A 12,834-nucleotide genomic window follows, 5' to 3' on the forward strand; every position below is an offset into this window, starting at 1 on the left:
CTAGCCGCCCGTCGATCCCTGTCCCGCATCCCCGAAAGTGGTGGCTCTTGGCGAGCGCGACCTGCGGAAACAGTCGCCGGAAGCCACCAAAATCGGGCTAGCCCAGGTGTGCGGAGGCACCCATGCTCTGCCGGTCCATCCGTTCGAGGCGGCCTTCGGTCATCGAGGCGATCTGATCGATGATCACGCGCATCCGAGCGGCGTCGTCGTCGGCGGCATGCCAGTCGGGTACCAGAAGCGGATCGAGCCCGCCCGGGGCGGCATGGCGTAGCCAGTTGGCGACACGGTGGATCCGGTCCCGCTGGCGGGCCTGATGGGCACGGTGTCGGGCATCGGAGAAGATGAAGCGCAGGGCCAGCGTCTTGAGGACAGCGACCTCGGCCGCGACCATCGGTGGGATCACCAGGTCCGCCTGGTAGCGGCTGATCCCACACTCCCCCGCCTCCCGTCGGGTCATCGTGATCGCCGCCGACGCAAACCGGCCGACGAGTTCACTGGTCAGACGTTTGAGCGCGACCAGCCGGGTCAGGGTGCCGTCATAGTCGCCGACGTCGTGGACGATCTCCATCTCCCAGAGTCGTGCGGCAGCCTCGATCAGGACGTTCTCCTCGAGACCCGGGAACTCTTTCACCCCGACCGCGGCGAGGTCGCGCTGCTCGGTGCGATCCCCGAGACTCCGCAGATCGATGCGCCCGGCCATCACGCCGTCTTCGACGTCGTGGACCGAGTACGCGACGTCGTCCGACCAGTCCATCACCTGGCATTCGAGCGATTGCCTGGTGTCGGTGCGGCCATTGCGAATCCAGGCCAGCACTTCCGAATCATCGCCATAGGCACCGAACTTGGCGCCCGGTTTCGGGCGGGTCCACGGGTACTTCAGGGTGGCGTCGAGCGACGCGCGGGTCAAGTTCAGACCGACGCTGCGGCCTTGCGCATCAAGGAGTTTCGGCTCCAGGCGGGTGAGGATACGCAAATTCTGCGCATTGCCCTCGAACCCGCCGAAGTCGGCGCCGACCTCATCGAGTGCACGTTCGCCGTTGTGTCCGTAGGGCGGATGGCCGATGTCGTGGGCGAGCCCGGCCAGATCGACCAGGTCGGGGTCGCAGCCGACACCGATCGCAATACCGCGACCGATCTGCCCGACCTCGAGCGAATGGGTCAGCCGGGTACGCGGGGTGTCGCCTTCGTGCGGGCCTACCACCTGGGTCTTGTCCGCGAGACGACGCAGCGCAGCACAGTGCAGCACCCGCGCACGGTCGCGCGCAAAGGCACTGCGGTAGTCGTTTCGGGTTCCCGCCAACCCCGCGACCTTCGCCCCTTCGGGTACGAGCCGTTCGACGTCGGACTCGTCATACTCGGCGCGAAGGACCTGCGGCGGCAACCCCGCGGACACGTCGGTCACCGGACGGTCAGTCAAACACCCAACCCCGGGCGATGGCGAAGTCGGTGACGCGCTGCCGGATCGCAAGGATCTGTGCCGCGGTCAGGGTGCCAGAGGCGTCGAGGAGCAGTTCGGTGATCTCCTCGGAGAACGTGCCGGAATCGAGTGTTGCCGCGTCGCCGCTGCGAGCAGGCTTACGCCGATCGTCACGGGCGCTGCCGCGATCATCATGCCGACGATCCGGGCGTCCGCCGTCGCGAGCACCTTCGGTACGCCGAGGGCGATCGGGTGCGCCGGCCGGTGCCCCACCGGTCACGACCAGATTGACCGCCTTGGAACCGCGGTCCGTCTCTTCGATGTCGAATTCGACTGCGGCACCGGGCTTGAGCGAATGCTCGTCGATGTCGATGTCATTGATGTGCAAGAAGACATCCGAGCCACCGGCGTCGGGTGCCAAGAATCCGAAGCCCTTGTTGGCATCGAAATGAACGATCTTTCCACTCACGGACACGATTTACCCACTCTCTCGCCGCCACTGGTGGCCACACCCCATGCGCGACCCGACGACTTACAACGAAAGCCGAGTATCCCAGACTTGACCGGATTGAGACAGTTCAACTGGTCAGCGGTTGTCTTTCTTGGCCTGCCGACGCTTGCCTGCCGCTTTCGACGACGCCTCGTGCTTCTTGCGTCCCGGCGACTTGTGGGTGGCATCGACCCGGTCTTTGCCTGCGGAGATGACCTTGCCCTGCCCCTTGGCGCCGGAGCTCGGCTTGCTCGACTTCCCACTCGCCGCCTTGAGCCGCGCGTCCTTGAGTTCTGCGGCACTGCGTTTGGCAACAGCGCTCAGCCGCTTGCTCACCCGACCCAGTGCCGCCTCGAAGGCCTCCGCTTTCGCGGCGTTGTGCTTGTTGGCGGGTCGAGCAGCACCCCGACCGCCCTTCTTCGCGACCTTCGCGGCACCGGCCTGGCGGTAGTTGGTCACATGCTTGTTGCGAGCCCGCCGAACCCTGGTGTGGAGCTTGATCAACCGCTCTTCATCGAGATCGGCCAGCTGCTTCTTCTTGGTCTTCCGAATCAGCACGTACTCGTCTTCGGACAAAGACTTCAGAACTGCGTTCATCTACGCTCCCGACTCACCAAGGCACCGTTGCCTATGTCCGATCATAGGCAACGGTGTGGGTGATCAGCAGCCGATCAGCCGCGGCGCGAGGTATTCGACGACCTTGTCGAGCGCCACTCGTTCCTGCGTCATGGTGTCGCGTTCGCGGACGGTGACGGCCTGATCATCGAGGGTGTCGAAGTCGACGGTCACGCAGAACGGGGTACCGACCTCGTCCTGGCGGCGATACCGCTTGCCGATGCCCTGCGCGTCGTCGAAGTCGACGTTCCAGTACTTTCGCAATTCCGCTGCCAGATCTTTTGCCTTCGGCGACAGCTGCTCGTTGCGAGAGAGCGGAAGGACCGCGACCTTGACCGGCGAGAGCCGTCGATCCAGCTTCAGGACCGTGCGGGAGTCGGTGCCGCCCTTGGCATTCGGAACCTGTTCCTCGGTGTATGCGTCGCACAGGAATGCCATCAACGATCGGGTCAGGCCCGCAGCCGGTTCGATGACGTACGGCACGTACTTCTCGCCGGACGCCTGATCGAAGAAGGACAGATCCTCGCCGGAGTGCTTCATATGAGTACTGAGGTCGAAGTCGGTGCGATTCGCCACGCCCTCGAGCTCGCCCCACTCGCCACCGGCGAATCCGAACCGGTACTCCACGTCGACCGTGCGCTTGGAGTAATGAGAGAGCTTCTCTTTCGGGTGATCGAAGAGACGCAGGTTGTCGGGGTCGATTCCCAGGTCGACGTACCACTGATGGCGGTAGTCGATCCAGTACTGGTGCCAGTCTTCGTCGTCGCCGGGCTTGACGAAGAACTCCATCTCCATCTGCTCGAACTCACGGGTCCGGAAGATGAAGTTGCCCGGGGTGATCTCGTTCCGGAAGCTCTTGCCGATCTGGCCGATGCCGAACGGCGGCTTCTTGCGCGCCGTCGTCATCACGTTCTTGAAGTTGATGAAGATGCCCTGCGCGGTCTCGGGACGCAGGTAATGCAGTCCGGCTTCGTCGTCGACGGGGCCGAGGAAGGTCTTCAGCAGACCGGAGAACGCGCGCGGTTCCGTCCACGAGCCCGGCTGACCGGTGTCGGGGTCGTTGATGTCGGCCAGGCCGTTGGGCGGGAGGTGGCCGTGCTTGTTCTCGTACGCCTCGATCAGATGATCGGCGCGGTAGCGCTTGTGAGTGTGCAACGACTCCACCAAGGGGTCACTGAAGGTCTCGACGTGACCGGAGGCCTCCCACACCTGACGGGGCAGGATCACCGACGAGTCGAGTCCGACGACGTCGTCGCGCGAGGTGACCATGTTGCGCCACCACTGTTTCTTGATGTTGTCCTTGAGTTCGACGCCCAAGGGGCCGTAGTCCCACGCCGATTTGGTACCGCCATAGATCTCGCCGCACTGGTACACCAACCCCCGGCGCTTCGAGAGGTTGACCACGGAATCCACGAGATTGGTTTTGCCTGCCACGGACCCAGCCTATCGGTCCCCACGGGCGCACCTTGCGCCCGCCGGACACTTGCCCGCGAGCAGGCACGCGGGCCACGCGTTTGACATAGCTTCGAACGCATATGAAAATGGTTACCAACAGCCTGCTCGATCAAACAGTTCCCATTCTGGAGTGCCCGTGACCACACAGCCAGTCCACAGCGAACCGCCGACCGATGTCTCGGGATCGGCTGCCGTCGACAGGAAAGCCCTGGACGCAGCAGGCGATCTCCTCCGGGCGTTGTCCGCTCCGGTCCGGATCGCGATCGTGCTGGAGCTGCTGACCGGCGGGCGGTGCGTCCACGAATTGGTGGGGGCCCTGTCGGTGCCACAGCCGCTGATCAGCCAGCACCTTCGGGTCCTGAAGTCCGCAGGTGTCGTCGAGGGTAGGCGCTCAGGTCGTGAGGTGCTCTACACGCTGGTCGACGACCACCTCGCCCACATCGTCACCGACGCCATAGCTCACGCCAACGAAGAGCCCAAGTCATGAGTTCGGGGACGCAACAGCGGCCGGTGACCGGGGTACGTTCCACCCGGCAGCGCAGTGCGATCGCCGAATTACTCTCGGGCAGTGACGAGTTCCGCTCGGCGCAGGACCTGCACGACAATCTCAAAGCTGCCGGACAGTCCATCGGGCTCACCACCGTCTACCGCAATCTGCAGGCTCTCGCCGATGCCGGCCAGGTCGACGTACTGCGCACCGATTCCGGCGAGTCCCTGTATCGGCACTGCTCCACCGGACATCATCACCACCACCTGGTCTGCCGCCTCTGCGGGAACACCGTCGAAGTCCAGGCGGATGTGGTGGAGAAATGGGCGATCGACGTCGCCGCCGAGCACGGGTTCACCGAAATCAGTCACACCGTCGAGGTTTTCGGGCGCTGTAACTCCTGCGCCTGAGGGCGTTGATTTCGCCCGTCCCGGCACAGCTAGCCGCGGATGCTCACACCCACATCGGCACCAGCACCGAGCACCATCAGCAGCATCGTGGCCAGGGCCTCGTCGCTGAGTGTGCTGGCAGGAAATGTGTAGTGCAATAGCACATCCGCCGTCACCTCGTTGACCGCGAGTTTGATGGTCCCGAAGTTCGACGCGCTCGAGGCCACCTCGACGTCGGATCGCAATTGTTCGGTGACGGGTAGATCCCAGGCCAGCACCTGGGTCAGCGAGAGCACCTCGAGGCCGGGAGCGAGCGCCAGCGCACGGATGGAGACGACGGTGCCCTGGTGGTACACCGTCAGCGAATCGTCCTCGCCGGCCTGTACCGACATCTGTGGGGACAGCACCGCCGCCGTGCGGGCGATCAGGCCTGGTCCGTCGTCGACATCAGCCACCGGATGACCCCGGTACTCCACCGAAGCGTCGGTCGCGACTGGCGTACTCGATGCAGGCATCCCACAGGTCGCGGCGATCGAAGTCGGGAAACAGCTTGTGCTGGTACACCATCTCGGCGTAGGCGGACTGCCACAGCAGGAAGTTGGATATGCGCTGCTCGCCCGACGGACGCAGGAACAGGTCGACATCGGGCATGTCGGGTTCGTCAAGGTAGCGCGCGAACGACGCCTCGGTGATCCGCTCGGGGTCGAGGGTGCCCGCAGCAGCCCGGCGAGCGATCTCCTTGGCCGCGTCGGCGATCTCCGCTCTGCCGCCGTAGTTGACGCACATCGTCAGGGTCATCACGGTGTTGTCCTTCGTGAGCTCTTCCGCAACCTCGAGTTCGCGGATGACACTGCGCCACAGTCTCGGCCGACGGCCCGCCCAGCGGACGCGGACACCCATCTCGTTCATCTCGTCTCGCCTACGGCGGATGACATCGCGGTTGAAGCCCATCAGGAACTTCACCTCATCCGGGCTTCGACTCCAGTTCTCGGTGGAGAACGCATAGGCCGACAGCCACCCGACCCCGAGTTCGATGCAACCGCAGACGGCGTCCATCAGGACCGCCTCGCCGCGTTTGTGCCCCTCGGTGCGGGGTAGCCCCCGGTCGGTGGCCCAGCGACCGTTCCCGTCCATCACCAGTGCGACATGCTTGGGCACGAACTCGGCAGGGATGGCAGGTGGACGCGCACCGGATGGATGTGGATCGGGCGGCCGAACCTGACGTACCCCCGGTTCAGCTCGCTGCGCCGTGGTGCGCCGTCGCTGGATCACGTGCGTCCTTCCTTCCGATGTCGGCGTTCACACCGGAGAAGGTGAGACCGCGGTGCGGCGCCTCGCGCTCGATCAGCGGCAACGTGCGCAGTTGGCGCTCCAGATGCCACTGCAGATGCGCCGCGGTGAGACCGCTGGCCTGCCGACGAGCAGACTCGGTCACCTCGGTGGTGTGTTCCCACTGGCCACGGTAGAGCGCATCCATCAGATCCAGGACCCCGGGTGACGGTGTGGCCGCGCCGGGAGGCCGACAATGCACACACACCGCTCCCCCGACGGCGACGTGGAAAGCGCGGTGAGGCCCCGGATCGCCACAGCGTGCGCAGTTCTCCAGAGCAGGCATCCAGCCGGCGAAATCCATGGCCCGCAGCAGGAAGGCGTCGAGGACCAGTTCTTTGGGACGTTCGCCGCCTGCGACCGCGCGCAGGGCGCCGACCGTCAGCCGCTGGAGTCGGGCGGCCGGGGCCCGTTCTTCACCGGCAAGCCGCTCCGCGGTTTCCAGGATCGCGCAGGCCGTGGTGTATCGGCCATAGTCGGACACGATGGCAGAGGCGAAGGTGTCGAGGCTGTAGACCTGCGTGACGATGTCGAGGTTGCGGCCCGGATGTAGCAGGACGTCGACGTGGGCGAACGGTTCGAGGCGCGCCCCGAACTTCGAGCGCGTACGCCGCACACCTTTGGCGACCGCGCGGACGAGTCCGTGCTCCTTGGTCAAGAGCGTGATGATGCGGTCGGCCTCCCCCAGCTTGTGCTGGCGAAGCACGACACCCTCATCCCGATACAACCTCACCGGGTCATTCTTCCACCGACCACCGACGAAGTGGTCCGCGACATGCGTCCTCAGGCGTCCGCGGCGTGGGCCGGCGCTGCGACCGGCTCCGGTGGCCGCCGGATCAGCCCTTTGCGGTCGTAGAAGATGCAGGCGATCGGACCGATCACCAGCCCGACCACCAGGAAGATCGAGAACATGATCAGGGCGTCGCCCAGGCCTGCGGCGGCGTTGGCGTCGAAGAAGAGAATCGAGCGCGCACCCATGAATGCCTGATGTAGCGGTTCGATCACCGCCAGTCCGCGGAAGAATCCGGCCTCGGCTTCCAGCGGCACGGTGCCACCGGAGGTCGGCAGGCCGAGGATCACGAAGAACACGAGATTGATGATCAGCCCGGCACTGCCGAAGATCGCGATGATCGACGTCGCCATCACCCCGACCGCGGTGATGACCAGGACACCGAACATCCACAAGGCCATCTTGTTCGGGGTGTACATGCCCACCCACGTACAGATGCCCACGAAAAGCGCCGACATGATCAACGCGACCAGGAAGACGGTCCACCACTTGACCACCAGCGTCCCCAGCCTGGAGATGGGTATGCGCTTTCTGAGTTCGTAGACGGGGCCCAACTCGATGGGGCCGAATCCGAGTCGCCCGTCGATGATGGTCTGGATGATCATGGTGCCGGTGAAACCCGCCAGGATCAGCAGCAGGGCGTAGTAGAAGGCAGTCAGACCGCTACCGGCGTTGTCGGGCAGCGGATTGGCCGCGCTGACCTGCACGTCGATGGGGTTCCCGATGGCCGTCAGACCCGCCCCGGTGATCGTCACGCCCGCCGCGTCGGTCTGCGCGGTGAGTGCCGCCGTCAGCTGCTGCCCGAACTGTTCGTTCAACTGCGGCATCGCCTGGGTGAAGAAGGTCGCGGTGATCTCGTTCGCGATGGCACCGACCCCTGGATTGGTCAGCACCTCGATCACCGGTTGAGGGACCTTGTCGTTGCCGATGGCAGACCCGAGGAAGGCGAAGCTCGACGCGCTGAAGTCGCTCGGAATCATCATGGCGCCGTAGGCCTGCGCGTTGTCCAGGCGGGTCAGTGCGGTGTTCCGGTCGACCACCTCGAGGTCGAACTTCCCGGGATACTGCTTCTCGACGCTGCTCGTGAAACCGTCGATCAGCTGGGCGCCGAGGTTCTGCTCCGCACCGCCACCGGGTTGCGGCGCCCCGACGTCGTCGTTGACGATCACGATCGGATAGTCGGTCAGGTGCTCTTGTGGATTGACGACGGGTGCCATATACATCGCGCCGAGCAGTCCCATCACACCGATGACGACTGCCAACGGCAGAATCCACAGCTTCCACGACCGCAGCGCCGCCTGGACACCAAGATCCAGGGCACCCGGCGGCCGTTCGTGTTTGTGCTGTGTCGCGCCCCGCTCAGGATCTCCCATACTGAGATATTGAACCCTGCCGATATCGGCCCTGTACTACGCCCCGCCGGATTCAGAAACCGAGCTTGCCCATCTGCTTCGGATCGCGTTGCCAGTCCTTGGCGATCTTCACGTGGAGATCGAGATAGACCCTCGCGCCCAGCACCTTCTCGATCTGCTTGCGGGCAACGGTGCCAACCTCTTTGAGCCTGGCACCGTGCTTGCCGATGATGATGCCCTTCTGACTGCTGCGCTCGACGTAGAGAATCGCGTGGACATCGATCATCGGGGTCTGGTTGTCGTCGCGCTCGCGCTCGATGACCTCTTCGATGACCACGGCCAGAGAATGCGGCAACTCGTCATGGATGCCCTCGAGTGCCGCTTCCCGGATGAACTCCGCCATCAACGTCTCTTCGGGCTCGTCGGTGAGTTCGCCGTCCGGGTAGAACGCCGGGCCCGGTTCCATCAGGCTGCGGAGCACATCCACGACGACGTCGAGTTGCTTGCCTTTGACTGCAGAGACCGGCACCACCTCCGCGTCCGGTCCGAGCAGGGCCGAGATCGCCATCAGCTGCTGCGCGATGCGCTCCGGCTTCACCTTGTCGATCTTGGTGACGAGCCCGACAATCGGGGTCTTGGGCGCCATCTCTTTGAGCTGCTCGGCGATCCAGCGGTCCCCGGGGCCGATCTTCTCGTCGGCCGGGATGCAGAGCCCGATCGCGTCGACCTCCGAGTACGTGTCCCGCACCAGGTCGTTGAGTCGCTTGCCCAGCAGGGTCCGGGGTCGGTGCAGACCCGGGGTGTCGACCAGTATCAATTGGGTGTCATCGCGATTGACGATGCCGCGGATCGTGTGCCGGGTCGTCTGCGGGCGACTCGAGGTGATCGCGATCTTCTCGCCCACCAGTGCGTTGGTCAGCGTCGACTTGCCCGTGTTGGGCCTGCCGACGAAACACACGAAACCTGACCGGAACTCGTTGTCGCTCATACGGCGACCATGACCGCGTAGGCGTCGGCGCTGACCTCGGTGAGCGCGGCCAGGCCCGGATCGCCGGCGTCTTCCGCAGTTCCCACCAGCACCGCGGCTTCGAAACCGGGGGCCCCGCTCGAGACGGCCATCGCCACGGCCACCTGCAGGGCGGACAGATCGAGCGCGGCCAGCGACACCGGGCCCGCAGCGTAAGTCCGGCCGTCGGTGTCGCGCACCGCGGCGCCGGTCTTCGCCTCGGCGCGACCCATCGCGCCCTTGGCAAGCGTCAACAGCTTTCGGTCCTCGTCATCGAGCTCTGGTGCGGCTGTTTCGGTGCTCATGACGCTTCCTCGTGTAAGTGCGTGGTTCGTTCGGCTGTCCCGGTGGTGTCCGGCTGATCGGAACTCGCCGGCGCCGCGGAGTCTTCATGCTCGTCCGGGCTGCTCGATTCCTCATCGTCCGCAGCGTCGGCATCGGCCTTCGCGGCCGCGGCTTCGTCGGCACGCTCCTCGCGCTTCTTCTTGCGTTTCTTCTTCTTCTCTTGTTCCTTCTCGACCACCTTGTGCACGATGACCGACGTGATGCGCACCCGCCCTTGGCGATTGGGGCCGCCTTCGGCCAGCAGTTGCAGTCCGTGCAGGGTGACAGTCGCGCCGGGCAGCGGCACCCGGCCCAGCACCAGGCCGAACAGGCCCCCGACCGTCTCGACCTCGTCTTCGTCGATCTCGACGTCGAACAACTCGGCCAGGTCATCGATCGGGAGGCGCGACGACACCCGATAGCCACCGGATTCGTCGTCGAGTGCCTCGATGGGCGGAACCTCGTCGGTGTCGTACTCGTCGTTGATCTCGCCGACGATCTCTTCCAGCACATCCTCGATGGTCACCAGTCCGGCGATGCCGCCGTATTCGTCCACCAGCAACGCCATGTGGTTTCGGGTGCGCTGCATGTCGGCGAGCACCTTGTCGAGCGGTTTGGAGTCCGGGATGAACTCGGGCTCACGCATCAATTCGCGTACCTCGACAGCGCTCGGCTTCGCCGGCGGCAACCCACGCTCGACGAGGTCTTTGAGGTAGACGACGCCGAGGACGTCGTCCGGGTTCTCACCGATCACCGGCAATCGCGAATGGCCGGAGCGCACCGCGAGCGAGGTCGCCTGTGCGGCCGTCTTGTCCGCCTCGATCCAAACCATCTCGCCGCGGGGCACCATCACCTCCCGAGCGCTGGTGTCGCCGAGGTCGAACACCGACTGGATCATTCGTCGTTCACCTGCAGCGACCACACCGGTGAGTTCGGCCATGTCGACCACCTCGCGGAGCTCCACTTCGGTGGCGAACGGTCCGTTGCGAAACCCCTTACCCGGCGTCACCGCGTTACCGATCATGATGAGCAACCGGGTCAACGGCGTCAGCAGCACGCCGATCGCCTGCAGCACCGCTGCGGAGTTCACCGCGATCGAATACGCGTGCTGACTGCCGAGAGTGCGCGGACCCACGCCGATGATCACGTAGCTGACCACCGCCATCGCGGCTATCGCCACCACGATCCCCCAGGGCGATCCGAGCACCCCCATCGCGTACACCGCTGCGAATACCGTTGCTGCCGTTTCACATCCGATGCGTAACAGGACCGTCAGCGCCACATATTTCGGCCGGTCGGAGAGCACTTCGCGCAGTCTGCGCGCACCCGGCCTGCCGTCCTTGATGAGGTCGTCGACGCGAGCGGGCGACACGGTCATCAAGGCGTTGTCGATGGCGGCGAACAGCCCGCCGATAGGCACGAGCGCCACTGCGGCAAGCAGTGGTAACACGTCAGACAGCACGGTTGATCAGCTCTCCCCGGCGTCCGGGTTGTTCTCTCCGAAACCAGTACTGTGCAGCAGTTTTGCGTCTTTTTCCGCCATCCGTGCGGCGCGGGCGCGGGCGCGACGGTCGTCGTACCAGTCCTCGATGATCTGCCCCTGCAGGCCGAACATCGCCTTCTCCTCTTCGGGTTCGGCGTGATCGAAACCCAGCAGATGCAGGACGCCGTGCACGGTCAGCACCGACAGCTCGTGATCTGTCGAGTGCCGCGCCGTCGCGGCCTGCTCTGCCGCGAACTCGGGACACAACACGATGTCGCCGAGCATCGACGGCCCGGGACTGGCGGTGTCTGGACGGCCGCCGGGACTGAGTTCGTCCATCGGGAAACTCATCACGTCGGTCGGACCGGGCAGGTCCATCCACCGCATGTGGAGTTCGGCCATGGTCTCGTTGTCCACGAGCACCATCGACAGTTCCGCGGCCGGGTGTACGTCCATCCGACCGAGGGCAAAGGTCGCGACGTCGATCAACATCTCCTCCGGCACGTCCACACCGGATTCGTTGGAAACCTCAATACTCAAGGCAGCCTCCTGGCGTCGGCAGGGATACTCATCGGCCGCGTCCACCGCCGGCACGCCGCTGGGCGCGATTGCCGTGCAGCTCGTTGGTGGCCTCTTCCCTGCCGTACGCGTCGACGATGTCGGCGACCAGGCGGTGCCGCACCACGTCGGCACTGGTCAGTTGCGAGAACTGGATGTCCTCGATGCCCTCGAGGATGCGCGCCGCGGCTCGCAAGCCACTTTCCGAGCCGCCCGAGGGGAGGTCGACCTGGGTGACGTCGCCGGTGACGACGATCTTCGAGCCGAATCCGAGCCTGGTGAGGAACATCTTCATCTGCTCGGCGGTCGTGTTCTGCGCCTCGTCGAGGATGATGAAAGCGTCGTTGAGGGTGCGGCCACGCATGTAGGCCAGCGGGGCGACCTCGATGACACCGGCCTCCATCAGCTTCGGGATCGCCTCCGGGTCCATCATGTCGTGCAGGGCATCGTGGAGCGGCCGCAGATAGGGGTCGATTTTGTCGTGCAGGGTGCCGGGCAGGAATCCGAGGCGCTCGCCCGCCTCCACGGCCGGCCGGGTCAGGATGATGCGGCTGACCTCTTTCTTCTGCAACGACTGCACGGCCTTCGCCATTGCGAGATAGGTCTTACCGGTGCCCGCCGGTCCCATTCCGAACACGATCGTGTTCTTGTCGATGGCGTCGACGTAGTGCTTCTGGTTGAGCGTCTTGGGCCGAATGGTCTTACCGCGCCGGGACAGGATGTCCAGGCTCAGCACCTCGGCCGGAGACTCCCCGGAGCCGTCGGTGAGCATGCGGACGCTGTGCCGCACGAGATCGGGGTTCAGCTCTGTACCGCGACGGACCACAGACACCAGTTCGGACACGACCCGCTCTGCGATCGCCACATCAGCCGGTTCGCCGGTGAACTTCACCGCGTTGCCGCGCACGTGGATGTCGGCCACGAGATGCGACTCGAGTTCTCGGAGGTTCTTGTCGCCGGCACCGAGCAGTCCGAAAATGACATCGGGCGACACTTCGAGCGTTGTGGTCACCGCGCCGCGCACCTGAGTCCCGGCCGCGCTGTGATCAGCCCGGGTTGCGCTGTTGTCATCTCTCACGAAAGTTGCTTCTCCTGCTCTGCCAGTGATGCATGTGTCACGATTCTACGTCCACCGAACG

Annotated in this window: 15 protein-coding genes; 2 read left to right on the forward strand and 13 right to left on the reverse strand. The window is 64.9% G+C overall.

Features of this window, described 5'->3' with window-relative positions; all coding sequences use genetic code 11:
- Positions 1-97: 97 nt before the first annotated feature.
- The 4 genes from BH683_RS05870 to BH683_RS05885 form a co-directional block, all read right to left on the reverse strand.
- Positions 98-1,393, reverse strand: a complete 1,296-nt coding sequence (locus BH683_RS05870) for a deoxyguanosinetriphosphate triphosphohydrolase (protein ID WP_246833213.1) — start codon at positions 1,391-1,393, stop codon at positions 98-100.
- Positions 1,394-1,409: 16 nt separating this feature from the next.
- Positions 1,410-1,892 carry a cold shock domain-containing protein gene (locus BH683_RS05875; protein ID WP_084835334.1) on the reverse strand — a complete coding sequence of 161 codons (483 nt, stop codon included), beginning with the start codon at positions 1,890-1,892 and terminating at the stop codon, positions 1,410-1,412.
- A gap of 111 nt (positions 1,893-2,003) precedes the next feature.
- Positions 2,004-2,504: a hypothetical protein gene (locus BH683_RS05880; RefSeq protein WP_084835335.1), complete on the reverse strand. Its 501-nt coding sequence runs from the start codon at positions 2,502-2,504 to the stop codon at positions 2,004-2,006.
- A 63-nt stretch (positions 2,505-2,567) separates the two neighbouring features.
- Entirely contained in the window at positions 2,568-3,956 is a 1,389-nt protein-coding gene (locus tag BH683_RS05885; protein ID WP_084835336.1) for a glycine--tRNA ligase, read from the reverse strand.
- A gap of 151 nt (positions 3,957-4,107) precedes the next feature.
- On the opposite strand from BH683_RS05885, the gene BH683_RS05890 reads away from it, so the two are divergent.
- Together BH683_RS05890 and BH683_RS05895 are read left to right on the forward strand one after the other, a co-directional pair.
- Complete coding sequence (locus BH683_RS05890; RefSeq protein ID WP_246833208.1) at positions 4,108-4,464, forward strand: metalloregulator ArsR/SmtB family transcription factor; 357 nt, start codon at positions 4,108-4,110, stop codon at positions 4,462-4,464.
- Positions 4,461-4,874 (forward strand): Fur family transcriptional regulator, encoded by a 414-nt coding sequence (locus tag BH683_RS05895; protein WP_084835338.1) that lies wholly within the window; start codon positions 4,461-4,463, stop codon positions 4,872-4,874. The genes BH683_RS05890 and BH683_RS05895 overlap by 4 nt, the downstream gene beginning before the upstream one ends.
- Before the next feature lie 29 nt (positions 4,875-4,903).
- On the opposite strand, the gene BH683_RS05900 is transcribed toward BH683_RS05895, so the two are convergent.
- From BH683_RS05900 to BH683_RS05940, 9 genes are read right to left on the reverse strand one after another with little or no spacing between them, the layout of a single operon-like run.
- The gene (locus BH683_RS05900) at positions 4,904-5,308 is read right to left on the reverse strand and encodes a hypothetical protein (RefSeq protein ID WP_246833209.1); all 405 of its coding nucleotides are present in this window, start codon (positions 5,306-5,308) and stop codon (positions 4,904-4,906) included.
- Positions 5,301-6,122 (reverse strand): isoprenyl transferase, encoded by an 822-nt coding sequence (locus BH683_RS05905; RefSeq protein ID WP_210405167.1) that lies wholly within the window; start codon positions 6,120-6,122, stop codon positions 5,301-5,303. Before BH683_RS05905 ends, BH683_RS05900 begins: the two co-directional genes overlap by 8 nt.
- Positions 6,088-6,915 carry a DNA repair protein RecO gene (gene recO, locus BH683_RS05910; RefSeq protein ID WP_084835340.1) on the reverse strand — a complete coding sequence of 276 codons (828 nt, stop codon included), beginning with the start codon at positions 6,913-6,915 and terminating at the stop codon, positions 6,088-6,090. The genes BH683_RS05905 and recO overlap by 35 nt, the downstream gene beginning before the upstream one ends.
- 50 nt (positions 6,916-6,965) lie before the next feature.
- A complete protein-coding gene (locus BH683_RS05915; protein WP_084835341.1) occupies positions 6,966-8,345 on the reverse strand; it encodes a DUF3533 domain-containing protein in 1,380 nt (459 codons plus the stop codon).
- A 52-nt stretch (positions 8,346-8,397) separates the two neighbouring features.
- A complete protein-coding gene (gene era, locus BH683_RS05920; protein WP_084835342.1) occupies positions 8,398-9,312 on the reverse strand; it encodes a GTPase Era in 915 nt (304 codons plus the stop codon).
- Complete coding sequence (locus BH683_RS05925; RefSeq protein WP_084835343.1) at positions 9,309-9,635, reverse strand: cytidine deaminase; 327 nt, start codon at positions 9,633-9,635, stop codon at positions 9,309-9,311. The genes era and BH683_RS05925 overlap by 4 nt, the downstream gene beginning before the upstream one ends.
- On the reverse strand, positions 9,632-11,116 hold the full coding sequence (locus BH683_RS05930) for a hemolysin family protein (protein WP_084835344.1): 1,485 nt from the start codon (positions 11,114-11,116) through the stop codon (positions 9,632-9,634). The genes BH683_RS05925 and BH683_RS05930 overlap by 4 nt, the downstream gene beginning before the upstream one ends.
- 6 nt (positions 11,117-11,122) lie before the next feature.
- The gene (gene ybeY, locus BH683_RS05935; RefSeq protein ID WP_084835367.1) at positions 11,123-11,677 is read right to left on the reverse strand and encodes an rRNA maturation RNase YbeY; all 555 of its coding nucleotides are present in this window, start codon (positions 11,675-11,677) and stop codon (positions 11,123-11,125) included.
- 28 nt (positions 11,678-11,705) lie between these two features.
- Positions 11,706-12,719 carry a PhoH family protein gene (locus BH683_RS05940; RefSeq protein ID WP_094647275.1) on the reverse strand — a complete coding sequence of 338 codons (1,014 nt, stop codon included), beginning with the start codon at positions 12,717-12,719 and terminating at the stop codon, positions 11,706-11,708.
- Between the last annotated feature and the right edge of the window lie 115 nt (positions 12,720-12,834).

Origin of the sequence: Williamsia sp. 1138 (assembly GCF_002095435.2) — a bacterium.
In the GTDB taxonomy this organism is placed as follows: Bacteria; Actinomycetota; Actinomycetes; order Mycobacteriales; family Mycobacteriaceae; genus Williamsia.

Bases quoted from the DNA above. Each gene is read 5' to 3' on its own strand.
- BH683_RS05880 (WP_084835335.1), bottom strand. From the start codon at position 2,504: ATGAACGCAGTTCTGAAGTCTTTGTCCGAAGACGAGTACGTGCTGATT.
- BH683_RS05895 (WP_084835338.1), top strand. From the start codon at position 4,461: ATGAGTTCGGGGACGCAACAGCGGCCGGTGACCGGGGTACGTTCCACC.
- BH683_RS05915 (WP_084835341.1), bottom strand. From the start codon at position 8,345: ATGGGAGATCCTGAGCGGGGCGCGACACAGCACAAACACGAACGGCCG.
- era (WP_084835342.1), bottom strand. From the start codon at position 9,312: ATGAGCGACAACGAGTTCCGGTCAGGTTTCGTGTGTTTCGTCGGCAGG.
- BH683_RS05925 (WP_084835343.1), bottom strand. From the start codon at position 9,635: ATGAGCACCGAAACAGCCGCACCAGAGCTCGATGACGAGGACCGAAAG.